The organism is Streptomyces bauhiniae (assembly GCF_004784475.1).
Classification (GTDB): Bacteria; Actinomycetota; Actinomycetes; order Streptomycetales; family Streptomycetaceae; genus Streptomyces; species Streptomyces seoulensis.
This window is the reverse complement of the sequence record NZ_SRRT01000008.1, coordinates 310,005-331,738: the sequence shown is the minus strand read 5'-3', so window position 1 is coordinate 331,738 and position 21,734 is coordinate 310,005. Positions and strand designations below refer to the sequence as shown.

Genomic DNA, 21,734 nt, shown 5'->3' with positions numbered 1-21,734 from the left:
CCCTCCCATAACGCGTTCCGTGTTGACCGCCGGGCACCGGCCTGAGTGGCCGCGGAACTTGACGCATGTTCACCTTCGTTCGCGGGGATACCGGCGGTAACGTCCGGCCCACCCCCGTCGGGAGGAGCTGCCATGCCACGGCGCACCCCACGTAACGTGTTGTCCGACAGACTCAGAACTCCTCGCACACTCTCCGGGTTCCTGAAGACGGCCTCGATATGCGTCCTGATCGCGGGTTGTCTTTCACCGCTCGGTCAGGCGGCGGCCGCCACCAGCGCTCCCACCGCGGCGAACGACTACTGTTCCGGCCAGTGTTCGGACATCCTTCCGCCGGGTGAGAACGGCAATGCCACCCTGGCGCAGATCCTGCTCAACCAGGCTTTCGGCACCCAGCCGGCGCACGCCGAGGACCAGCTCGGCCCCTACGCGAATCTCGCCACCGGCCACCCCGGCCTGACCGACGCGAAGATCAACAACTTTTTCAACGACGCCTCCTTCGGCGTCCCCGCCGGCCAGATCGCCTCCACCGAGAAGCCCGCCGGACGCACCGACGTCACGATCGTCCGGGACAAGAAGACCGGCGTGCCCCACATCACCGGCACCACCCGCTACGGCACCGAGTTCGGCGCCGGATACGCGGCCGGACAGGACCGGCTCTGGCTGATGGACGTGTTCCGGCACGTCGGCCGGGGCCAGTTGACCGGCTTCGCCGGCGGTGCCCCCGCCAACCAGGGCCTGGAGCAGGAGTTCTACCGCCAGGCGCCCTACACCGAGGCCGACCTCCAGGCCCAGATCGACGGCGCTGTGGCCCGTAACGGCGAGCGCGGACAGCAGGCCCTCGCCGACGTCACCGCCTACCTGGACGGCATCAACGCCTACATCGACGCCTCCGACAGCGGCCGTTACTTCCCCGGCGAGTACGTCCTCACCGGCCACAAGGACTCCATCACCAACGCCGGCACCATCGACCACTTCAAGGTCACCGACCTGGTGGCGCTCGCCTCGGTCGTCGGCACCCTGTTCGGCTCCGGCGGGGGCGGCGAGGTGAACAACGCCCTCTCCCTGATCGCCGCCCAGTCCAAGTACGGCGTCGAAGAGGGCACCCGCGTCTGGGAGTCCTTCCGCGAGCGGAACGACCCCGAGGCCGTCCTCACCCTCCACGACGGACAGCGCTTCCCCTACGCCACCCGCCCCGACAGCCCCCAGGGCCGGGCCCTGCCGGACGCCGGCTCGGTCACCCAGGAGCCGCTGGTCTACGACCGCACCGGCAGCGCGGGCAGCGCGAGCGCCAAGAACTCCTCCACCGCCGTCGCCAAGGACACGCTCAGCTCCGCCCGGCGCGGCATGTCCAACGCCCTCGTGGTCAGCGGCAAGCACACCGCGAGCGGCCACCCGGTCGCCGTCTTCGGCCCGCAGACCGGCTACTTCGCCCCGCAGCTCCTGATGCTCCAGGAGATCCAGGGCCCCGGCATCAGCGCCCGCGGCGCCTCCTTCGCGGGCCTGAGCATGTACGTCGAACTCGGCCGCGGCCAGGACTACTCCTGGAGCGCCACCACCTCCGGCCAGGACATCATCGACACCTACGCCGTCGAGCTGTGCCAGGACGACCACCACTACCTCTACCGGGGCACCTGCACCGCGATGGAGCAGGTCGAGCGGAAGAACGCCTGGAAGCCCACCGTGGCCGACGGCACCGCCGCCGGTTCGTACGCCATGCGCGTGTGGCGCACCAAGTACGGACCCGTGCAGTACCGGGCGACCGTCGGCGGCAAGAAGGTCGCCTACACCACCCTGCGCTCCTCCTACCTGCACGAGGCCGACTCCATCATCGGCTTCCAGATGCTCAACGACCCCGGCTATGTGAAGGGCCCCGAGGACTTCCAGAAGGCCGCCCAGCACATCAACTTCACCTTCAACTGGTTCTACGCCGACTCCGCGCACACCGCGTACTACAACAGCGGCGACAACCCGGTCCGCGCGGCCGGTGTCGACGCCGAGTTCCCGGTGTGGGCCCAGCCGGCCTACGAGTGGCGGAACTGGGACCCGGCCGCCAACACCGCCGACTACACCCCGCCGAGCGAACACCCCAACTCCATCGACCAGGACTACTACATCTCCTGGAACAACAAGCAGGCCGAGGCGTACACCGCCGCGCCCTGGGGCGAGGGCTCGGTGCACCGGGGCGATCTCCTCGACGACCGGGTGAGCAAGCTGGTCGCGCAGGGCGGGGTCACCCGGACCAAGCTGGTCCAGGCGATGGCGGACGCGGCCCTGGCCGACCTGCGGGCCGAGGACGTGCTGCCGGGGCTGCTGAAGGTCGTCAACTCCGCGCCGGTGAGCGACCCGACGGCAGCGGCGGCCGCGACCAAGCTCCAGACCTGGCTGACCGCGGGTGCCAGGCGCACCGAGACCTCGGCGGGGTCGAAGAAGTACGCCGACGCCGACGCGATCCGCATCCTGGACGCCTGGTGGCCCCTGCTGGTGAAGGCCGAGTTCGAACCCGGCCTGGGCAGTGACCTGTACGGCGCCTTCACCGCCAACCTCCCCGTGGACGAGGCGCCCTCCGCGGGGCACGGCCCGACCGGCTCGCACGCCGGAAGCTCCTTCCAGTACGGCTGGTGGAGCTATGTCGACAAGGACATACGGGCGGTGCTCGGTGAGCCCGTACAGGGCGGTCTGGCCCGCAAGTACTGCGGCGACGGCAGCCTCGCCGCCTGCCGGGACGCCCTGCTCGGCACGCTGAAGCAGGCGGCCGGGCTCACCGCCGCGCAGGTCTACCCGGGCGACGACCTGTGCTCGGCCGGGGACCAGTGGTGCGCCGACTCGATCCAGCAGCGCACCCTGGGCGGCATCAAGCACGGCACCATCAGTTGGCAGAACCGGCCGACCTACCAGCAGGTCGTGGAGTACACCTCGCACCGCTGACGGCCCGTGAGCGGCGGCTCCCGTCCGGGGGCCGCCACGCTCAGCGGTACATCAGGTACTTCGCCCGCGTCCGCCGGAACGCCGCCAGCTCCCCGTGCCAGGCGGCCGCCACCTCGTCCGCCCCGGCCCCGGCGTCGATCATCGTGCGCACCTGCTCGGAACCGGTGAGCTTGTCGATCCAGTTGTCCGACCGCCAGGCGAAGCCGTCCCACACCTGCCGTGCGGTGACCAGCAGCGCCACGCCGGTGAGCACCGGGTCGAAGGCGGCCGGATCGTGCACATGGAGCTGCACCCCGCCGACCGTCTTGCCCTGGAACTTGGAGAACGTCGGCGCGAAGTACGCCTCCCGGAACCGCACCCCCGGCAGCCCCGCCTTGTTCGCCTCCGCCGCCCAGTGCCCGTCGATGCCCTCCGCGCCGAGGAGTTCGAAGGGGCGGGTGGTGCCCCGGCCCTCGGAGAGGTTGGTGCCCTCGAACAGACAGGTCCCGGAGTACACCAGGGCGGTGTCCGGGGTCGGCATGTTGGGGCTCGGCGGCACCCAGGGCAGCCCGCAGTCGCCGAAGAACATCCCGCGCCGCCAGCCGGTCATGGTCACCGTCTCCAGCGGCACCGGCCTGTCCAGGAACTCCCCGTTGAACAGCCGGGCCAGCTCCGCCACCGTCATCCCGTGCGCCTGCGCGATCGGCCGCCGGCCGACGAACGTGGCGAACTCCTCGTGCAGCACCGGCCCCAGAGCCGCCCGCCCGGTCACCGGATTCGGCCGGTCCAGCACCACGAACCGCTTGCCCGCGAGCGCCGCCGCCTCCATGCAGTCGTACAGCGTCCAGATGTACGTGTAGAAGCGGGCGCCCGCGTCCTGGATGTCGAAGACGACCGTGTCCACGCCGGAGGCGGTGAAGACGTCGGCGAGCGCCTGGCCGCTCTTCAGATACGTGTCGTACACCGGCAGCCCGGTCGCCGGGTCGTCGTACCGGCCCTCCGAGCCGCCCGCCTGGGCGGTGCCCCGGAAGCCGTGCTCGGGGCCGAAGACGGCGGTCAGCCTCACCCGGTCGTCGGCGTGCATCACGTCCACGATGTGCCGGACGTCGCGGGTGATCCCGGTCGGGTTGGTGACGATCCCGGCCTTCCGGCCGGCCAGCAGCGCGTAGCCGTCGGCGGCCAGCCGCTCGAACCCGGTGCGCACCCGGTGCCCGGCGCCGGCGTCCGAGGCGGGGGCCGGGACCCCGGCGCCGACGGCGGCCGTGGCGGTGGTGGCGAGCATGCTCCGTCTGGACAGCGTCATACGGGGACCTCCGTGAGCGCGGCGGGTGTCATGACCACGGGGACGCTAGCGCCTGCCGGGCCGCCAGGGAACGCGCCGGACCGGGGGGCGGTCGGGGATTCCCCTTCCCTCCGGCATACCGACTGGTTAGTCTGGCGCCGCGGCGGCGGGACCGCCGCGCACAGCCACAGCTCGAAGGAGGCCGCTGGTGGAAGCCGTGCAGGACGCCGGAGTCGTCGTCACCGGGGCGGGCGGAGGAATCGGGGCCGCGCTCGCCCGCCGGTTCGCCGCCGAGGGCGCCCGGGTCGTCGTCAACGACCTCGACGCCGACAAGGCCAAGGCGGTGGCCGACGAGATCGGCGCCACCGCCGTACCCGGCGACGCCTCCGGCATCGTCGCCGAGGCCCGCGCGGCGCTCGGCGGCACCATCGACGTGTACTGCGCCAACGCGGGCGTCGCCTTCGAGGACGGCACCCCCGGCGGCCCGCTGGACGAGCGCTCCTGGGCGGTGTCCTGGGACGTCAATGTGATGGCCCACGTCCGCGCCGCCCACGACCTGCTGCCCGACTGGCTTCAGAACGGCGGCGGCCGGTTCGTCTCCACCGTCTCCGCCGCCGGACTGCTCACCATGATCGGCGCTCCCTCTTACAGCGTCACCAAGCACGGCGCGCTGGCCTTCGCCGAGTGGCTGTCCCTCACCTACCGCCACCGGGGCGTCAAGGTGCACGCCATCTGCCCGCAGGGCGTGCGCACCGACATGCTGGCCGCCACCGGCAGCGCCGGCGACCTGGTGCTCCAGCCGACCGCGATCGAACCGGACGAGGTCGCCGACGCCCTCTTCGCGGGCATGGCCGAGGACCGCTTCCTGATCCTGCCGCACCCCGAGGTGGCCGAGTACTACCAGGCCCGCGCGGCCCACCCGGACAAGTGGCTGGGCGGTATGAACCGGCTCCAGCGCGCCTGGGAGGACTCCCGCTGACCCGGCCCCGGCGCGGGATGGGAAGATCCTCCGGCGGGACACCGTTCCCGCGCGAGTGACGACAGTCGGCGACCCGACGGAAAGGCAGGTGGCGGCAGTGCCCAGGACCACGGACGGAGACGCCACGCCCGTCCCGCAGCGGCTGCTGGACGCCGCGACCCGCCTCTTCGCCGACCAGGGCTACGACCGCACCTCGGTGCAGGAGATCGTCGAGGCCGCCGGAGTCACCAAGGGCGCGCTCTACCACTACTTCGGCTCCAAGGACGACCTCCTGCACGAGGTGTACGCGCGCGTGCTCCGCCTCCAGCAGGAGCGCCTGGACGCCTTCGCGGACGCCGACGAGCCGGTGGAGAAGCGGGTACGGGACGCGGCCGCCGACGTCGTCGTCACCACCATCGACAACCTCGACGACGCGATGATCTTCTTCCGCTCGATGCACCACCTCAGCCCGGAGAAGAACAAGCAGGTCCGCGCCGAACGCCGCCGCTACCACGAACGGTTCCGCGCGCTCATCGAGGAGGGCCAGCGCGAGGGCGTGTTCTCCACCGCCACCCCGGCCGACCTCGTCGTGGACTACCACTTCGGCTCGGTCCACCACCTCTCCACCTGGTACCGCCCCAAGGGCCCGCTCACCCCGCAGCAGGTAGCCGACCACCTCGCCGACCTCCTGCTGCGCGCCCTGCGCCCCTGACCACACGCGTAAGGGGCGCCCGCAATGGCAGGCGCCCCTTACGACAGCGTTCCGGCTACAGGTACTTCTTCAGCTCACGCCGGGCCAGCGAGCGCTGGTGCACCTCGTCCGGGCCGTCCGCCAGCATCAGCGTGCGGGCACCCGCGTACAGGTCGGCCAGCGGGAAGTCCTGGCTCACCCCGCCCGCGCCGTGAAGCTGGATCGCCCGGTCCAGGATCTCCACCACCGCACGCGGAGTGGCGATCTTGATGGCCTGGATCTCGGTGTGCGCGCCCCGGTTGCCGACGGTGTCCATCAGCCAGGCCGTCTTCAGCACCAGCAGCCGGAGCTGCTCCACCGTCACCCGCGCGTCCGCGATCCAGTTCTGCACCACCCCCTGCTGCGCCAGCGGCTTGCCGAACGCGGTACGCGACACCGCTCGCCGGCACATCAGCTCGATCGCCCGCTCGGCCATGCCGATCAGCCGCATGCAGTGGTGGATGCGCCCCGGACCGAGCCGGGCCTGCGCGATGGCGAAACCGCCGCCCTCCTCGCCCACCAGGTTGGTCACCGGCACGCGCGCGTGGTCGAAGACGACCTCCGCGTGCCCGCCGTGCGAGTGGTCCTCGTACCCGAAGACCTGCATGGCCCGCTTCACGGTCACACCGGGCGTGTCACGGGGGACCAGCACCATCGACTGCTGGCGGCGCGGGTCCGCGCCGTCCGGGTCGGTCTTGCCCATCACGATGAAGATCTTGCAGTCCGGGTTCATCGCCCCGGAGATGTACCACTTGCGCCCGGTGATGACGTACTCTCCCCCACTCTCGGCTCCGCTCGAGCGGGAGGTGCCCCCCTCGTCCCGCTCGATGTGCGTGGTGATGTTGGTGGCGTCCGAGGAGGCCACCTCCGGCTCGGTCATGGCGAACGCCGACCGGATCTCCCCGGCCAGCAGCGGCTCCAGCCACTGCTTCTTCTGCTCGTCGGTGCCGAACTGCGCCAGCACCTCCATGTTCCCGGTGTCCGGCGCCGCGCAGTTCAGCGCGGTCGGCGCCAACTGCGGGGACCGGCCGGTGATCTCGGCCAGCGGCGCGTACTGGAGGTTGGTCAGCCCGGCACCGTACTCGGCGTCGGGCAGGAAGAGGTTCCACAGGCCCTGCCGTTGCGCCTCGGCCTTCAGCTCGTCCACCACCGCCGGGGTGTCCCAGGGGGAGTCCAGCAGCGCCCGCTGCTCCTCGGCGGTCTGCTCGGCCGGGTACACGTACTCGTCCATGAAGGCGAGGAGACGGGTGCGGAGTTCCTCGGTGCGCGCGTCGAACGCGAAGTCCATCTGCTCTCAGCCTTCCTGAAGCGTGGTCAGTCCGTGGTCGATGAAGACGGGCACCAGGTCCCCGATGCGGTCGAAGCCGCCGCCCACCGTCTGGCCGAGGGTGTACCGGTAGTGGATGCCCTCCAGGATCACGGCGAGCTTGAACCAGGCGAACGCGGTGTACCAGTTGACGTCCGAGACATCGCGCCCGGAGCGCTCCGCGTACCGCTCGATCAGCTCGGCGGGCGTCGGGTGGCCGGGGGCCTCGGCGGTGGTGGAGACGGGGGAGTGGGCCATCCCGAGCGGCCGGCTGTACATCACCAGCAGGCCGAGGTCGGTGAGCGGGTCACCCAGGGTCGACATCTCCCAGTCGAGGATGGCCTCGATCCGGTCGCCCTCGCCGATCAGCACGTTGTCCAGGCGGTAGTCGCCGTGCACCACGGCCGGCGCCGGGGAGGTGGGCAGCGAGCGGCCGAGGGCCGCGTGCAGCTCGTCCACGCCCACCAGTTCACGGTTGCGGGAGGCGTCGAGCTGCTTGCCCCAGCGGCGGAGCTGACGGTCCAGGAAGCCCTCGGGGCGGCCGAAGTCGGCGAGGCCCACCTCGGCGGGGTCCACCGCGTGCAGCTCGACGAGGGTGTCCACCAGCGACAGCACCGCGTTCCGGGTGCGCTCAGCGCCGAGCGGCGCGAGCTGGTCCGCGGTGCGGTACGGGGTGCCCTCGACGAACTCCATCACGTAGAACGGGGCGCCCAGCACCTCCTCGTCCTCGCACAGCAGCACCGGCCGGGGGACCGGTACGCGGGTGGGGTGCAGGGCGCTGATCACGCGGTGCTCGCGGCGCATGTCGTGCGCGGTGGCCAGGACATGGCCCAGCGGCGGGCGCCGGACGACCCAGCGGGAGGTGCCGTCGGTGACGGCGTAGGTGAGGTTCGACCGTCCGCCCTCGATCAGCCTGCCGGTCAGCGGACCGGTCACCAGGCCGGGCCGCTCACGGTCGAGCAGCGCGCGCAGCCGGTCGAGATCGAGTCCGGGCGGGTGGTCGGCGCTCATACATCACTCCTACGAACGGGTGAACAGGAACGCGTCACATGATGCCGACCGGTCGGTATGCCGTCCAGTGGGTGCACCGTAAAGCGTGCGCCGACGTGACCGGACACACGCCGCTCGGCGTGTGTCCGGCGGGGTTACGGGCTCAGTGGTCGTCCCAGTGGCCCTCGTGCTCGGCGTGCCGGTGGCCGTCGTGCAGATAGTCGACGTGGTCGCCGTGGACCACGCGCGCGTGCCCGCACTCCTCGTGGTGGAGGTGCTCGTGGTGCGGGTGGGTGGTGTGCCCGGTGGTCTCGCACTCGTCCCAGTGGCCGGAGTGCTCGCGGTGCAGATGGCCGTCGTGCGCGTAGTCGACGTGGTCGTGGTGCGGCACCGCGGAGTGTCCGCAGCCCGGCCCGTGGCTGTGGCCGCCGTGCGCGCTGTGTTCCTGGTGGGACTCGGTCATGGTGCTCACTTCCGGGGGACTCGGAGGGGTAGGGGCGGGTGACGACGGACAGGCTACGTGCGAACGCCGCGAACCGCCCATATCGGGACACAGGGGTTGCGCGGCGGATGAACACCCTGGAGGGTCCAGATCATGAAGGCCATCAGCTACCGCCGCTACGGCGGCCCCGAGGTCCTGGAGTACGGCGAGGTCCCCGAGCCCAAGGTGGGCCCCGACCAGGTGCTGGTCCGGGTGCGCGCGGCCGCGGTCAACCCGGTCGACTGGAAGTGCCGCGAGGGATATCTCGAACCGCTCCTCAACACCGTCTTCCCCGTCGTCACCGGCTGGGACGTCAGCGGCGTCGTGGTCCGCCCCGGCGCCTCCGTCGTCGAGTACGAGGAGGGGGACGAGGTGATCGGGTACGTCCGCGAGGACCTGCTCTCGCTCGGCACCTTCGCCGAGTACATCGCCGCCCCCGTGCGCACCATCGCCCGCAAGCCCGCCGCGCTCTCCTTCGAGGAGGCCGCCGGGCTGCCGCTGGCGGGCCTGACCGCGTACCAGGTCCTCGTCCAGATCCTCAAGGTCAAGCGCGGCGACACCGTCCTCATCCACGCGGCCGCCGGCGGGGTCGGCTCCCTCGGCGTACAGATCGCCGCCCACCTCGGCGCCCGCGTCATCGGCACCGCGAGCGAACGCAACCACGCCTATGTGCGCAGCCTCGGCGGTGAACCCGTCGCTTACGGCGAGGGTCTGGCCGAACGCGTACGCGGCATCGCGCCCGAGGGCGTGGACGCGGTCTTCGACACCGTCGGCGGCGAGACCCTCAAAGTCTCCGCCCAGCTCCTCGCCCCCGGCGGCCGCCTCGCCTCCATCGCCGACCCGGACGTCACCGAGTACGGCGGCCGCTACTGGTTCGTCCGCCCCGACGCCGAGGACCTCGCCAAGCTCGCCCAACTGGCCGACCAGGGCGCCGTCTCCGTCCACGTCGACAAGACGTTCCCGCTGGAACAGACCGCCGACGCCCAGCGCCTCAGCCAGGAGGGCCGCACCCGGGGCAAGATCGTCGTCACCGTTTCCGGGGCCGACAGCTAGCTCACCAGCACCGCCGCGCACACCGCCAGCGCCACCGCGCACCCCGTCGCCGCCCATGCCAGGCGCGGGGTGAGCGTGGGCGGTACCGGGCTCGCGGCCAGGGTGCGGATGCGCAGGTGGGCCAGGGCGAGGAAGGCCAGCCAGCACACACAGCAGAGCAGGACCAGTACCGCCCCGGTCAGCGGGCTGGCCGCCCGGACCGAGGCCCGTATGGCCAGTACGGCGGTCACCGTGCCCGACAGGGTCGTACGCCGCCACGCCAGCCGGGTGCGCTGCGGCTGGAGCCCCGCGTCGCGGGCCGGAGCGGTCATCCCGCCCATCCGGCCAGCACCACCACGACCATCGCCACGGCCACCACCGCCACCAGCAGGCTCAGCACCGCCGGGAACCGGGACACCGGCAGGTCCTCGCCCCGCCGCATCGCCTGCTCGCAGCGCACCCAGTGGTGCACCGCCCGCAGCGCGCACAGCACCCCCGCGCCCAGCAGCGCCAGCGCCAGCCCCACCCGCCACGCCCAGCGCAGATGCGGCAGGAACTGGTCCACCGCGAAACCGCCGCCGATCAGCGCCAGCGCGGTCCGCAGCCAGGCCAGGAAGGTCCGCTCGTTGGCCAGCGAGAACCGGTAGTCCGGGGTGGTGCCCTGCTCCCGCACCCGCCCGGGTTCGAGCCAGAGGCGGACGTTGCGTACGAATTCGCTCACACGCCGGACCCTACCGGCGCGTCACCCGCCGGCCCGGAACGCCCTCAGCCGCTCGTGCGCGGCCAGCCCGTCCGGCACCCACTCCCACTCGCCGAGCCGGGCGGCGACCTCCTCGTCGCTGAGGAAGGCGTGCCACTGCACCTCCTCCACCTGCGGCCGCACCGGCAGGTCGCAGCGGACCTCGTACACCGCCGACCACCAGCCGTGCCCCGCCTCGTCCTCATAAAGGAACTTGAAGAGATACGTAGGCTCGGGCAGCCCGCTCACCCCCAGCTCCTCCTCCGCCTCGCGCAGCGCCGCCTCGTCGTAGGACTCGCCCGCGCCGACCACCCCGCCCACGAACAGGTCGTACAGCGCGGGGAAGACCAGCTTGCCGGCGGTGCGCCGGTGCACGAAGAGGCGGCCCTCGGCGTCGCGGACCTGGATGAAGACGCAGCGGTGGCGCAGCCCCCTGGCGTACGCCTCGCCGCGCGGGGCCTGGGTGACGACACGGTCGTGCTCGTCCACGATGTCGAGGATCTCGTCGGCGGGGTTCATCCCGCCATCCAAGCAGCCCCGCCCGCCGACGGCTCAGTTCCGCTGCAGATCCCGTACCGGCCGCTCCTCGGCCGTGCCGCACGGCATCGCCGGGTGCATCCCCAGCAGCACGATGCCCCCGACGATCGCCGCGAGCCCGGCCGCCTCCCAGGCCAGCGCCCCGGTGTCGGTGTGCAGCCGGTCGCCGAGGAAGCCGACCCCGCACAGGATGCCCGCGAGCGGCTGGGCAGCGGTCAGCGCGGGCAGCGACATGCGCAAGGGCGCCGTCTCGAACGCGCTCTGCACCAGCAGCAGCCCGGTCACCCCGAGCGCCAGCACCGCGTACGGATGGCCGCCGGTGAAGAGTTCCGTGAAGCCGCCCTCGCGGAAGCGGATGCTGCTCACCCGGGTCAGCGCGTCCTGGACCCCGTACAGGAGCCCGGCGGCCGTCGCCAGCAGCACCGGGCTCCAGGTGGTCCGCGAGCGTTTCGCCCAGCCGGCCAGCGCCAGCGCCACCCCCACCATCACGCCGAGGATCAGCCAGTGCCGCACCGGGTCGGTTACGGCGGTGCCGCCGCGCGGCCGGCCCGCCAGGATGAACGTGCTCACCCCGCCCGCCAGCAGCACCAGCCCCGCCCAGCCCTGCCGGCCCACCGGCTGACCGGTCTGGCGGCGGGACAGGGCGAGCGCGAACAGCAGATTGGTGGCGAGCAGCGGCTCCACCAGCGAGATCTCACCGTTGCCGAGCGCCACCGCGCCCAGCGCCATCCCGGCCACCATCAGCGCGGTACCGCCCAGCCAGCGCGGCACCCGCATCAGGTCCAGCAGCAGCCGGAACGAGAGGAAGTCGCTCGGAGGCGCATCCCGCGCCACGTTCTGCTGAAGCACGAACCCGAACCCCAGGCACGCCGCCGCACTCACGGCGAGGAGGAGAACCAGAAGGGACACGCTGCGTACCTCGATCATCGGCCGGGCCACGATTGCGTAGGCCGACTGTAGCGCCCCGCAAGGCCGGGACTGTGGAGAGTGCCCGGAACCGGACACGTTTCGGGGGAACCGCCCGGTCATGTTCCGTCTCCCCGCCCCCCGGCGCCATGGCGTACGCCACACCCGGCGTCCCCGGACCGGACTGACCGGCGCCGACCAGGGCACCTGTGCCCCAAGTCCCTCTGCTGCCGCGGTGGTTGGACGGAGCAACACTTCGATTCCGCTTGACGCAAACCTAGGCGGGGAGTTTGCTGTGAGTGATCGGCCGATGGCAGCCCGAAAAACAGGAAGTCCCGCGGTGCCCCTGACCCCGCCCCCGCCCGTCACAGACCGGGCCCCCTCGGACCCGCCCGGTGGCCTCGCCCCGGAGCACTCCGGCACCTTCGACGCCGCCCTCGGCGACGCCGAACTCCTCGCCGCGCGCGCCGCCCTGGCCCAGGGTCGCTGGCAGTCCGCCCGCTCCCTGCTGCTGCACACCGGCGACGAATGGGACCGCCGGGGCCACCGCCTCACCGTGCTCGCCGCCGACCCCGGCGCCCACAGCCGGGCCGGGCAGTGGCTGCTCGCCGAACCCGGCTCCGCCGACGCGGCCACCCTGCTCGCCCTCGCCCTGGTCCACCGCGCGCTCGGCGGCGAGGAGGACCCCGAGCACGCCCGCTCCTCCTGCCACACCGCCGCCGAACTCGCGCCCGCCGACCCCACCCCCTGGCTCGGCCTGCTCCTGCTGGCCCGCACCCTCGGCCCCGAGGCGGAACTGACCGCCGCCTTCAAGGAACTGCGCGCCCGCCACCCCGAGCACCACCACGGACACCACCTCCTCATCGCCGGCCTCGCCGAACGCCCGCCCGGCGGCCCCGAGTCCCACGAGGCGTACGACACGGCCGAGCGCGCCGCCGCCGAGGCCCCCGCCGACTCCCCGCTGGCCGTCCTCCCGGTCGTCGCGTACGCCGAACGGCACCGCGTCCTCGCCGCCGCCGGTCTCGCCCCGGCCGTCCCCGGCCCGGCCCCCTGCGCCCACTGGACCGGCCCCCGCGCCCGCCGGGTGCTGCGCGCCGCGTTCGACTGGTGGCTGGAGTGGGAGCACGACGAACACCCCCGGCGCCACCTCGACCTCAACCACCTGGCCTTCGCCATGTCCGCCGCGGGCCGCCCCGCCGAGGCCGCGGCCCTCTTCGACCGCATCGGCCCGCACGCCACCCGCGCCCCCTGGTCCTACACCGGCCAGGACCCCTGGGCCGCCTTCCACCAGGCCCGCACCCACGCCCTGGCCCATGGCTGACCCCGGCGACACTGGCCCCACGGCCCCCACCCGTGCTCGAATGACGACGTGACCCCCGACCCCGCCGAAGATCCGGACGCGCACGGCAAGCCCATCGGCCGCCGTCTCTTCCTCGGCACCCTCGGCCTGGGCGCGCTCGGCGTCGCCACCGCGCCCTGGCTGCAACGCGGCGCGGAGAGCGCCCTCGGCGCCCTCTCCGGCCAGGACCCCACCGGCCTGAGCGGCCTGCTCCCCAACGGCGGCGGCTTCCGGTACTACTCCGTCGCCGCCTCCGTCCCCCACAAGGGCCCCGCCGACTACAAGCTCACCGTCGACGGCCTGGTGGACCACCCCCGCGCCTACACCCTGGCCGACCTGCGCGCCCTGCCCCGCACCCGGCTGACCAGGGATGTCCAGTGCGTCACCGGCTGGCGCGTGCCCGGCACCCCCTTCGAGGGCGTCCGGCTGAGCACCCTGCTGGACGCGGCCGGGGTGCGCCCGACCGCCCGCGCCATCCGCTTCACCTGCTTCGACGGCACCTACACCGAGAGCCTCACCCTCGACCAGGCCCGCCGCCCCGACGTCCTGGTGGCGCTGCGCATGCAGGGCAAGGACATCGGCCACGACCACGGCGGCCCCGTCCGCCTCTACGTCGCCCCGATGTACTTCTACAAGTCCGCCAAATGGCTCTCCGGCATCACCGTCAGCGACCATGTCGAGCCCGGCTACTGGGAGAGACTCGGCTACGACGTCGACGCCTGGGTCGGCCGCTCGAACGGACGGACCGATGACCCTACGAGCTGACACCCCGGCGCCCACCAGCGCCCGCGTCCACCGCTTCACCCCCGCCGAACGCTGGGTCCACCGCACCGGCGCCGCCCTCATGGCCGTCTGCGTGATCACGGCCGCCTGCCTCTACGTGCCCCAGCTCGCCGTGCTGGTCGGCCGCCGCGCACTCGTCGTACGCGTCCACGAATGGGCCGGGCTCGCGCTGCCCGTGCCGGTGCTGCTGGGCCTGGTCTCGCGGGCGTTCCGCGCCGACCTGGGCGCGCTCAACCGGTTCGGCCCGCACGACCGGCGCTGGCTGCGCGCCGCCCTGCGCCGGGACCGGCGGTACGCGGAACGCCCCGCGGGCAAGTTCAACGCGGGGCAGAAGGTCTACACGGCCTGGATCGCCGGGGCCGTCCTGGTGATGCTCGGCACCGGTCTGATGATGTGGTTCACCCACCTCACCCCGCTGCTGTGGCGCACCTCGGCCACCTTCGTCCACGACTGGCTGGCCCTGACCGTCGGCGTGGTCCTCGCGGGACACATCGGCAAGGCCCTCGGCGACCCGGAGGCCCGGCGGGGACTGCGCACCGGCACCGTGAGCCGGGAGTGGGCGGAGCGGGAACACCCGCTCTGGCGCCCGTAAGTACGCGCTCTCAGAGCACGCTCGTCATGCCGCCGTCGACGTACAGCACCTGGCCGGTGACGAAGTCGGCGGCGGGGGAGACCAGGAACAGCAGCCCGCCGACCAGGTCCTCGGTACGCCCCCAGCGCCCGGCCGGGGTCCGCCCCCGCACCCACGCGCTGAACTCGGCGTCCTCGACCAGCGGCCGGGTCAGCTCGGTCTCGATGTAACCGGGCCCCAGCCCGTTGACCTGCACGCCCCGCGGACCCCAGTCCGCGCACATGCCCTTGGTGAGCATCTTCAGCGCGCCCTTGGTCGCCGCGTACGGCGCGATGCCGGGGCGGACCACCTCGCTCTGCAGCGAGCACACGTTCACGATCTTGCCGTGCCCGCGCTCGGTCATCCGCCGGGCGGCCTCGCGGCCGGTGAGGAACGCGCTGGTGAGATTGGTGTCGAGGATGCGGTGCCAGTCGGAGTCGGTGAACTCCAGCAGTGGCGCCCGCAGTTGCATCCCCGCGTTGTTGACCAGGATGTCCAGCGGGCCCACCCGCTCCTCGACCCCGGCGATCCCGGCGGCCACCGAGGGGCCGTCGGTCACGTCGAACACCGCCGTGTGCACCAGGCCGCCGGGCAGTTCCGCCGCCGCCCGCGCGAGGCGGTCACCGTCCCGTCCGTTGAGGACCACGGTGCAGCCCGCCTCGGCGAGACCACGGGCCAGGGCGAGTCCGATGCCCCGGCTGGAACCGGTGACCAGGGCCGTACGGCCGCTGATGTCGAAGAGAGGGTGAGCCGTCATCGCCGTACCGCTCCTAGATCACCAGTGACAGCAGCAGGACCAGGCCGCCGGCGACCACCGAGATGATGGTCTCCATCACCGACCAGGTCTTCACCGTCTGGCCGACGCTCAGGCCGAAGTACTCCTTCACCAGCCAGAAGCCGGCGTCGTTGACATGGCTGAAGAAGAGCGAACCGGCGCCGATGGCCAGCACCAGCAGGGCCGTGTGCGTGGTCGACATGTCGGCCGCGAGGGGCGCGACCAGACCGGCCGCGGAGACCGTGGCCACCGTGGCGGAGCCGGTCGCGAGGCGGATCGCCACCGCGATCAGCCAGGCCAGCAGCAGCGCCGGGATCGACCAGTCCTTGGAGATGTCCAGGATCATCTGGCCCACACCGCAGTCGATCAGCGTCTGCTTGAAGCCACCGCCCGCGCCGACGATCAGCAGGATGCCGGCGATCGGCATCAGGCCCTTCTCGACGGTCTGCTGGAGGCGGCCCTTGGTGAAGCCCGCGGGGCGGCCCAGCGTGAAGAAGGCGACGATCACCGCGGCGAGCAGCGCGACCAGCGGCGAGCCGACCACGTCGAAGACCCGCTGGGTCATGTCGGCCGGGTCGTCGATGACGATGTCCACCAGGGCCTTCGCCAGCATCAGCACCACCGGCAGCAGCACGGTGGCCAGCGTGGCGCCGAAGCCCGGACGGCGCTCCAGGCTCTCCGAGGCGCGCTCCGGGATCATCCGGTCCGGCGCCTGGACGTCCACCCAGCGGGCGGCGACCTTGGAGAACAGCGGACCGGCGATGATCACGGTCGGGATGGCGACCACGATGCCGAGCGCCAGCGTGACACCCAGGTTGGCCTTGACCGCGTCGATGGCGACCAGCGGGCCGGGGTGCGGCGGGATCAGGCCGTGCATCACGGACAGACCGGCCAGCGCCGGGATGCCGATGCGCATCAGCGAGTAGTTGCCGCGCCGGGCGACCATCAGGACGACCGGGATCAGCAGCACGATGCCGACCTCGAAGAACAGCGGCAGACCGATCACGGACGCGATGAGCACCATGGCCCACGGCATCGCACGGCCGCCCGCCTTGGCGAGGATCGTGTCGACGATCTGGTCGGCGCCGCCGGAGTCGGCGAGCAGCTTGCCGAGGATCGCGCCGAGCGCGATCAGCACACCGACACCGGCGACCGTGCTGCCCAGGCCGGTCGTGAAGCTCACGATCGCCTTGTCGAGCGGGGCACCGGCCACCGCCCCGAGCACCAGCGAACCGATGGTCAGGGCCAGGAAGGCGTGGAGCTTGAACTTGGTGATGAGAAAAACGATGACGGCGATGCCCGCCAGGACGGCTATGCCCAGTTGGGCGTGGCCGGCCGAGGTGATCGGCTGGACGGTGTCCGCTGCCAGCATCTCGACGCTGAGTCTGGTCACGGGATTCCCTTGCGGTTACGGGGATTCGGGGGACATGAGGGGGTGAAGAAAAGGGGTGAAAAGGGGGTACTGCGGTGCTGCGGTACTGGTACTGCGGAGGGGGGCTACGCGGCGGCGAACGCGGCCAGAGCCTCGGCCGCCCGCTCGGTGATCTCCTCGGGGGACCCGCTGACGTCGACGGCGACACCCGCCTCGTCCGCCTGGAGCGGCTGGAGCGTGGCGAACTGCGAGTCCAGCAGCGCGGTCGGCATGAAGTGGCCCTGCCGCTGCGACATCCGGCTCTCGATCAGCTCACGGCTGCCGGTCAGGTGCACGAACACCACACCGGGAGCCTCGGCCCGCAGCCGGTCGCGGTACGACCGCTTCAGCGCCGAGCTGCTGACCACCCCGCCGAGCCCCGCCCGGCCGTGCGCCCAGCGCCCGATGGCATCGAGCCACGGCCACCGGTCGGCGTCTGCCAGGGGGGTACCCGCGGACATCTTGTCGATGTTGGCCTGCGGGTGGAAGTCGTCGCCCTCGGCGTACGGGACGCCCAGCCGGGCGGCGAGCAAAGGACCGATCGTGGTCTTGCCCGTCCCGGCGACGCCCATCACGACGACGACCTGGGGGGTGCGCATGACTGCCTCGCTGTCTTCTTCGACATCGACGCCGTACTCCGGCGTCGATGTACTGAAACCCATTAGGTACGACAAATTCAAGTGGCTGTGACATATAAGTCTGACTTTTTATGGCTGTGATCCAGGCCGTACGCTGAGCGCATGAGCACACCGGGCCGGGGGCTGCACGGCCGCGTACTGGACACCCTCGGCCCCGCGATCACGGCGGGCGAGTACCCGCCGGGCAGCGTCCTGCGCACCGACGAACTCGCCCAGCAGTTCGACGTCTCCCGCTCCGTCATGCGCGAGGCGGTCCGCGTGCTGGAGTCCATGCACCTGGTCGCCTCCCGCCGCCGCGTCGGCGTCACGGTCCGCCCCAAGCACGAGTGGAACGTCTACGATCCGCAGGTCATCCGCTGGCGCCTGGCCGGCGCCGACCGCCCGCACCAACTGCGCTCGCTGACCGTGCTGCGCTCCGCGATCGAGCCCATCGCGGCGGGCCTCACCGCCCGCAACGCCACCGCCGAGCAGTGCGCCGAACTCACCGAGTGCGCCCTCGGGATGGTCGCCAACTCACGCGGCCACAAGCTGGACCAGTACCTGATCCACGACATCGCCTTCCACCGGATCATCCTCACGGCGTCCGGCAACGAGATGTTCGCCCGGCTCGGGGACGTCGTCGCCGAGGTCCTCGCAGGCCGCACCCATCACGACGTGATGTTCGCCGACCCCCACCCGCCGGCCGTCACCCTGCACGTCCGTGTCGCCGAGGCCGTCCGCGCCGGCGACAGCGTCCGCGCGGAGGAACTGACCCGGGAGATCACGGTGGGCGCGCTCCAGGAGCTGGACATCCTGGTGCCGTAGGTCTCAGTCTTCAGGTCTCAGCCCTCGAGGAACTCCCCGTCGACGTACACCCACGCCCCGTCCACCCGCTCGAACCGGCTCCGCTCATGCAGCGCACCACCCCGGTACGACGCCCGGAACGTCACGGTCCCGGCCGAGTGGAAGGCGGACCCGCCCTCGGTCTCCAGGATCTCCAGCCCCGTCCACCGCATCCCGGGATCGAGGTCGAGCCGCTCGGGCCGCGTCCCCGGATGCCAGGTCCGCACCAGATACTCCACGTCCCCCACGACGAACGCGCTGTACCGCGACCGCATCAGCGCCTCCGCACTCGGCGCGGCAACGCCCCCGGAATGGAACCGCCCACAGCAGTCGGCGTAGTTCCCCGGCAGCCCACAGGGGCAGGCAGCGGGAGCGGTGTTACGGGAGGGCGTACGAGAGGTGCGACGAGCCATGCGCGCCATTGTGCCGGACGGCGCCCCAGAGTCCGGAAAAGCAGAAGGACCCCTGATCGACAGGGGTCCTTCAGTGGTGTCCGAGGGGGGACTTGAACCCCCACGCCCGATAAAGGGCACTAGCACCTCAAGCTAGCGCGTCTGCCATTCCGCCACCCGGACAAGGTGTCTGTCGTGCGGGGTGTTCCCCGCGGCGACGAAGGAAACATTACCAGGCTTTCGAGGGTGTCCGATCACCCCCCGGCCCCGGTCCCCGCTGTGTGAACGCCCTGTGGCGGGGTGGACGCGAACGGGCCGGGCAGGGGGAGGATGGGGGTGACCCACCAGCAGTGACAGCGGGAGGAAGCAGCGTGAGCGAGACGGACACGGCCAAGGGCGTCACCGGTGAGGACGAGGTCGTGGACCTCTGCCGCGAGCTGATCCGGTTCGACACCAGCAACTACGGCGACCACTCAGGACCCGGCGAGCGCGCCGCCGCCGAGTACGTCGCCGGCAAGCTCGCCGAGGTCGGCCTGGAGCCGAAGATCTTCGAGTCGCATCCGGGGCGCGCGTCCACCGTCGCCCGCATCGAGGGCGAGGACCCGTCCCGGCCGGCCCTGCTGATCCACGGCCACCTGGACGTCGTACCGGCCAACGCGGACGACTGGACGCACGACCCCTTCGCCGGCGAGGTCGCCGACGGGTGCGTGTGGGGGCGCGGGGCGGTCGACATGAAGGACATGGACGCGATGACCCTCGCGGTGATCCGCGACCGGCTGCGCAGCGGGCGCAAGCCCCCGCGCGACATCGTCGTCGCGTTCCTCGCCGACGAAGAGGCGGGGGGCACCTACGGCGCCCGGTACCTGGTCGACAACCACCCCGAGCTGTTCGAGGGCGTCACCGAGGCGATCAGCGAGGTCGGCGGGTTCTCCTTCACGGTGAACGAGCAGCGGCGGCTCTATCTGATCCAGACGGCCGAGAAGGGCATGCACTGGATGAAGCTGACCGTGGCCGGCACCGCCGGGCACGGCTCGATGATCCACCGCGACAACGCCATCACCGAGCTGTCCGAGGCGGTCGCCCGCGTCGGCCGCCACAAGTTCCCGGTCCGGGTCACCAAGACCACCCGCGCCTTCCTGGACGAACTCGGCGACGCGCTCGGCACCGAACTCGACCCCGAGGACATGGAGTCGACCCTCGCCCGGCTCGGCGGCATCGCCAAGCTGATCGGCGCCACCCTCAGCAACACCGCCAACCCCACGCAGTTGAACGCCGGTTACAAGGTCAACGTCATCCCCGGCGAGGCCACCGCGCACATCGACGGCCGCTTCCTGCCGGGCCACGAGGAGGAGTTCCTCACCGACCTCGACCGGCTGCTGGGCCCGAACGTGCGCCGCTCGGACGTCCATGCGGACAAGGCTGTCGAAACCAGCTTCGACGGTGCCCTCGTGGAGGCCATGCAGTCCGCACTGCTGGCCGAGGACCCGATCGCGCGTGCGGTGCCGTACATGCTCTCCGGCGGTACGGACGCCAAGTCGTTCGACGACCTCGGCATCCGCGGCTTCGGCTTCGCGCCGCTCAAGCTGCCGCCGGAGCTGGACTTCGCCGGGATGTTCCACGGCGTGGACGAGCGGGTTCCGGTGGACGGGCTCCAGTTCGGCGTGCGGGTGCTCGACCGGTTCATCGACGCCTCCTGACCCGCCCGCTCACGGGTAATCGGGCAGACGTACGAGATCAACTGAGAAGAGTGAATGCGACGATAAGCTCGTAGCCCGATTACTCCCTCCTCGTTACTCGTGATGTGACCCCGCACCTTGGGGCCGCGTTTCCAACTAGGAGGAATAATGATCAAGAAGGTCGTCGCTGCTGCGGTCGCCACCGGTGGACTCGTTCTCGCGGGTGCGGGCATGGCCGCCGCCGACGCCGGTGCCAGCGGTGCCGCCGTGGGTTCGCCGGGCGTCCTGTCCGGCAACGTCGTCCAGGTGCCGGTGCACGTTCCGGTGAACGTCTGCGGCAACACGGTCGACGTGATCGGGCTCCTGAACCCCGCCTTCGGCAACACCTGCGTCAACGACTGACGTCAGCCGTTCACAAGGCGTCTTCAGCGAACCGTCGGCCCCGGACGCGCGATCCCCGCGCTCCGGGGCCGACCGGTTCCGCACGCAGTCGAAGCAGGGACATCCCAGGGGGGATCAGAACATGCGACAGGGCACCCGTAAGGGCCTGATGACGATGGCGGCCGCGACCGGAGTGATCGCGGCGGCCAGTGGATACGCACACGCCGACGCGGGCGCGGCCGGCTCCGCCGCCCGCTCGCCCGGCGTACTGTCCGGCAACACCGTGCAGGTCCCGGTCCATGTACCGGTGAACGCCTGCGGCAACACCGTCGACGTGGTGGGCCTGCTCAACCCGGCCGCCGGCAACGCCTGCGACAACGGGGCGCGCGGTGCGTCAGGGGGCGCGCACGCGGGCGCCCACACCACCGACTCACCGGGAGTGGGCTCCGGGAACACCGTGCAGGTGCCGGTGGACGTGCCGGTCAACCTGTGCGGCAACAGCGTCGATGTGGTGGGCGTGGGGAATCCGGCGGGGGGCAATCGGTGCGGAAACGGCGACCACGGCCGCGACCAGCACAATCCACCGGGGACGCCGGGGACGCCTGGGCATCCGGGTCAGCCCGGGAATCCGGGGACGCCTGGTCAGCCTGGGAATCCCGGCACGCCGGGCAACCCCGGGCAGCCGACCAACCCCGGCACGCCGGGCAACCCCGGGCAGCCGAGCAACCCCGGCACCCCGACCAACCCCGGCTCCCCGAGCACTCCCGGCACGCCCAGCACCCCCGCGACCCCCTCCACCGGCCGTGGTCACACCCCGCAGGGTGCCTCCCAGGTCGGCTACCAGGGCGCCGCGAGCCACGCCGCAGGCGGCACGCTCGCGCACACTGGTGACGACCTGCCCCTCGGCCTCGCGCTGTCGGCCGGCGCGGGCGCGGTCCTTGCGGGCGCGGTCCTGTACCGCAAGGCGCGCAACGCGGCCTGACCCGACGCACCACCCGTAAGACGGAGCGGGCCCCTGCCGTGAACACGGCGGGGCCCGCTC

At 71.9% G+C, this 21,734-nt stretch carries 23 protein-coding genes and 1 tRNA gene; 11 read left to right on the top strand and 13 right to left on the bottom strand.

The annotated features are described in order from the left end of the window. The first annotated feature begins 132 nt into the window (after positions 1-132). Positions 133-2,925 carry a penicillin acylase family protein gene (locus E5083_RS26685; RefSeq protein WP_135788219.1) on the top strand — a complete coding sequence of 931 codons (2,793 nt, stop codon included), beginning with the start codon at positions 133-135 and terminating at the stop codon, positions 2,923-2,925. Positions 2,926-2,965: 40 nt separating this feature from the next. Here E5083_RS26685 and E5083_RS26680 read toward each other — a convergent pair whose 3' ends face one another. Next, the gene (locus tag E5083_RS26680; RefSeq protein ID WP_135788218.1) at positions 2,966-4,207 is read right to left on the bottom strand and encodes an exo-beta-N-acetylmuramidase NamZ family protein; all 1,242 of its coding nucleotides are present in this window, start codon (positions 4,205-4,207) and stop codon (positions 2,966-2,968) included. Between the two features lie 184 nt (positions 4,208-4,391). Here E5083_RS26680 and E5083_RS26675 point away from each other — a divergent pair, with 184 nt between their 5' ends. Together E5083_RS26675 and E5083_RS26670 are read left to right on the top strand one after the other, a co-directional pair. Continuing rightward, a complete protein-coding gene (locus E5083_RS26675; protein WP_135788217.1) occupies positions 4,392-5,165 on the top strand; it encodes an SDR family oxidoreductase in 774 nt (257 codons plus the stop codon). Positions 5,166-5,262: 97 nt separating this feature from the next. Beyond that, positions 5,263-5,856: a TetR/AcrR family transcriptional regulator gene (locus E5083_RS26670; protein WP_135788216.1), complete on the top strand. Its 594-nt coding sequence runs from the start codon at positions 5,263-5,265 to the stop codon at positions 5,854-5,856. 55 nt (positions 5,857-5,911) lie between these two features. Here the strand turns inward: E5083_RS26670 and E5083_RS26665 are convergent, their stop codons facing one another. The 3 genes from E5083_RS26665 to E5083_RS26655 all read right to left on the bottom strand — a co-directional run bounded on the left by E5083_RS26665 (position 5,912) and on the right by E5083_RS26655 (position 8,633). After that, the gene (locus E5083_RS26665) at positions 5,912-7,162 is read right to left on the bottom strand and encodes an acyl-CoA dehydrogenase family protein (protein ID WP_135788215.1); all 1,251 of its coding nucleotides are present in this window, start codon (positions 7,160-7,162) and stop codon (positions 5,912-5,914) included. 6 nt (positions 7,163-7,168) lie between these two features. Beyond that, positions 7,169-8,191, bottom strand: coding sequence for a phosphotransferase family protein (locus E5083_RS26660; RefSeq protein WP_135788214.1), 1,023 nt, complete (start codon positions 8,189-8,191; stop codon positions 7,169-7,171). Positions 8,192-8,333: 142 nt separating this feature from the next. Further along, positions 8,334-8,633 carry a hypothetical protein gene (locus E5083_RS26655; RefSeq protein ID WP_030812582.1) on the bottom strand — a complete coding sequence of 100 codons (300 nt, stop codon included), beginning with the start codon at positions 8,631-8,633 and terminating at the stop codon, positions 8,334-8,336. A 132-nt stretch (positions 8,634-8,765) separates the two neighbouring features. Here E5083_RS26655 and E5083_RS26650 point away from each other — a divergent pair, with 132 nt between their 5' ends. Next, entirely contained in the window at positions 8,766-9,704 is a 939-nt protein-coding gene (locus E5083_RS26650) for an NADP-dependent oxidoreductase (RefSeq protein ID WP_135788213.1), read from the top strand. On the opposite strand, the gene E5083_RS26645 is transcribed toward E5083_RS26650, so the two are convergent. The 4 genes from E5083_RS26645 to E5083_RS26630 are packed head-to-tail and all read right to left on the bottom strand — an operon-like array spanning position 9,701 to position 11,886. After that, positions 9,701-10,024 (bottom strand): DUF202 domain-containing protein, encoded by a 324-nt coding sequence (locus E5083_RS26645; protein ID WP_425276754.1) that lies wholly within the window; start codon positions 10,022-10,024, stop codon positions 9,701-9,703. The genes E5083_RS26650 and E5083_RS26645 overlap by 4 nt on opposite strands. Next, entirely contained in the window at positions 10,012-10,404 is a 393-nt protein-coding gene (locus E5083_RS26640) for a YidH family protein (protein WP_031179986.1), read from the bottom strand. Before E5083_RS26640 ends, E5083_RS26645 begins: the two co-directional genes overlap by 13 nt. Positions 10,405-10,425: 21 nt before the next feature. Beyond that, positions 10,426-10,941: an NUDIX hydrolase gene (locus tag E5083_RS26635; RefSeq protein WP_135788211.1), complete on the bottom strand. Its 516-nt coding sequence runs from the start codon at positions 10,939-10,941 to the stop codon at positions 10,426-10,428. 33 nt (positions 10,942-10,974) lie between these two features. Beyond that, on the bottom strand, positions 10,975-11,886 hold the full coding sequence (locus E5083_RS26630; protein ID WP_208754160.1) for a DMT family transporter: 912 nt from the start codon (positions 11,884-11,886) through the stop codon (positions 10,975-10,977). 325 nt (positions 11,887-12,211) lie between these two features. Here E5083_RS26630 and E5083_RS26625 point away from each other — a divergent pair, with 325 nt between their 5' ends. Genes E5083_RS26625 through E5083_RS26615 form a run of 3 tightly spaced genes read left to right on the top strand, consistent with a single transcriptional unit; the run spans position 12,212 to position 14,579 of the window. Further along, on the top strand, positions 12,212-13,186 hold the full coding sequence (locus E5083_RS26625; RefSeq protein WP_425276756.1) for a hypothetical protein: 975 nt from the start codon (positions 12,212-12,214) through the stop codon (positions 13,184-13,186). A 48-nt stretch (positions 13,187-13,234) separates the two neighbouring features. Further along, complete coding sequence (locus tag E5083_RS26620; protein ID WP_135788208.1) at positions 13,235-13,969, top strand: molybdopterin-dependent oxidoreductase; 735 nt, start codon at positions 13,235-13,237, stop codon at positions 13,967-13,969. Beyond that, a complete protein-coding gene (locus E5083_RS26615) occupies positions 13,953-14,579 on the top strand; it encodes a cytochrome b/b6 domain-containing protein (RefSeq protein WP_135788207.1) in 627 nt (208 codons plus the stop codon). The genes E5083_RS26620 and E5083_RS26615 overlap by 17 nt, the downstream gene beginning before the upstream one ends. A gap of 10 nt (positions 14,580-14,589) precedes the next feature. Here E5083_RS26615 and E5083_RS26610 read toward each other — a convergent pair whose 3' ends face one another. From E5083_RS26610 to E5083_RS26600, 3 genes are all read right to left on the bottom strand, one after another. Further along, positions 14,590-15,354, bottom strand: a complete 765-nt coding sequence (locus tag E5083_RS26610; protein ID WP_135788206.1) for an SDR family oxidoreductase — start codon at positions 15,352-15,354, stop codon at positions 14,590-14,592. 13 nt (positions 15,355-15,367) lie between these two features. Continuing rightward, entirely contained in the window at positions 15,368-16,765 is a 1,398-nt protein-coding gene (locus E5083_RS26605; RefSeq protein ID WP_135788205.1) for a GntP family permease, read from the bottom strand. 104 nt (positions 16,766-16,869) lie between these two features. After that, entirely contained in the window at positions 16,870-17,382 is a 513-nt protein-coding gene (locus E5083_RS26600; RefSeq protein ID WP_135788204.1) for a gluconokinase, read from the bottom strand. Positions 17,383-17,523: 141 nt separating this feature from the next. On the opposite strand from E5083_RS26600, the gene E5083_RS26595 reads away from it, so the two are divergent. After that, complete coding sequence (locus E5083_RS26595) at positions 17,524-18,225, top strand: FadR/GntR family transcriptional regulator (protein ID WP_135788203.1); 702 nt, start codon at positions 17,524-17,526, stop codon at positions 18,223-18,225. Between the two features lie 17 nt (positions 18,226-18,242). Here the strand turns inward: E5083_RS26595 and E5083_RS26590 are convergent, their stop codons facing one another. Both E5083_RS26590 and E5083_RS26585 read right to left on the bottom strand, forming a co-directional pair. Beyond that, positions 18,243-18,656 carry a YchJ family protein gene (locus E5083_RS26590; protein WP_135788202.1) on the bottom strand — a complete coding sequence of 138 codons (414 nt, stop codon included), beginning with the start codon at positions 18,654-18,656 and terminating at the stop codon, positions 18,243-18,245. A gap of 74 nt (positions 18,657-18,730) precedes the next feature. Beyond that, a tRNA-Leu gene (locus E5083_RS26585) sits at positions 18,731-18,818 on the bottom strand. 188 nt (positions 18,819-19,006) lie between these two features. Here E5083_RS26585 and E5083_RS26580 point away from each other — a divergent pair. The 3 genes from E5083_RS26580 (at position 19,007) to E5083_RS26570 (ending at position 21,674) form a co-directional block, all read left to right on the top strand. Then, positions 19,007-20,332: a M20/M25/M40 family metallo-hydrolase gene (locus tag E5083_RS26580; protein WP_135788201.1), complete on the top strand. Its 1,326-nt coding sequence runs from the start codon at positions 19,007-19,009 to the stop codon at positions 20,330-20,332. Between the two features lie 147 nt (positions 20,333-20,479). Continuing rightward, complete coding sequence (gene chpH / locus E5083_RS26575) at positions 20,480-20,713, top strand: chaplin ChpH (protein ID WP_135788200.1); 234 nt, start codon at positions 20,480-20,482, stop codon at positions 20,711-20,713. 121 nt (positions 20,714-20,834) lie between these two features. Next, positions 20,835-21,674: a chaplin gene (locus E5083_RS26570; RefSeq protein ID WP_135788199.1), complete on the top strand. Its 840-nt coding sequence runs from the start codon at positions 20,835-20,837 to the stop codon at positions 21,672-21,674. The last annotated feature ends 60 nt before the right edge of the window (positions 21,675-21,734 follow it).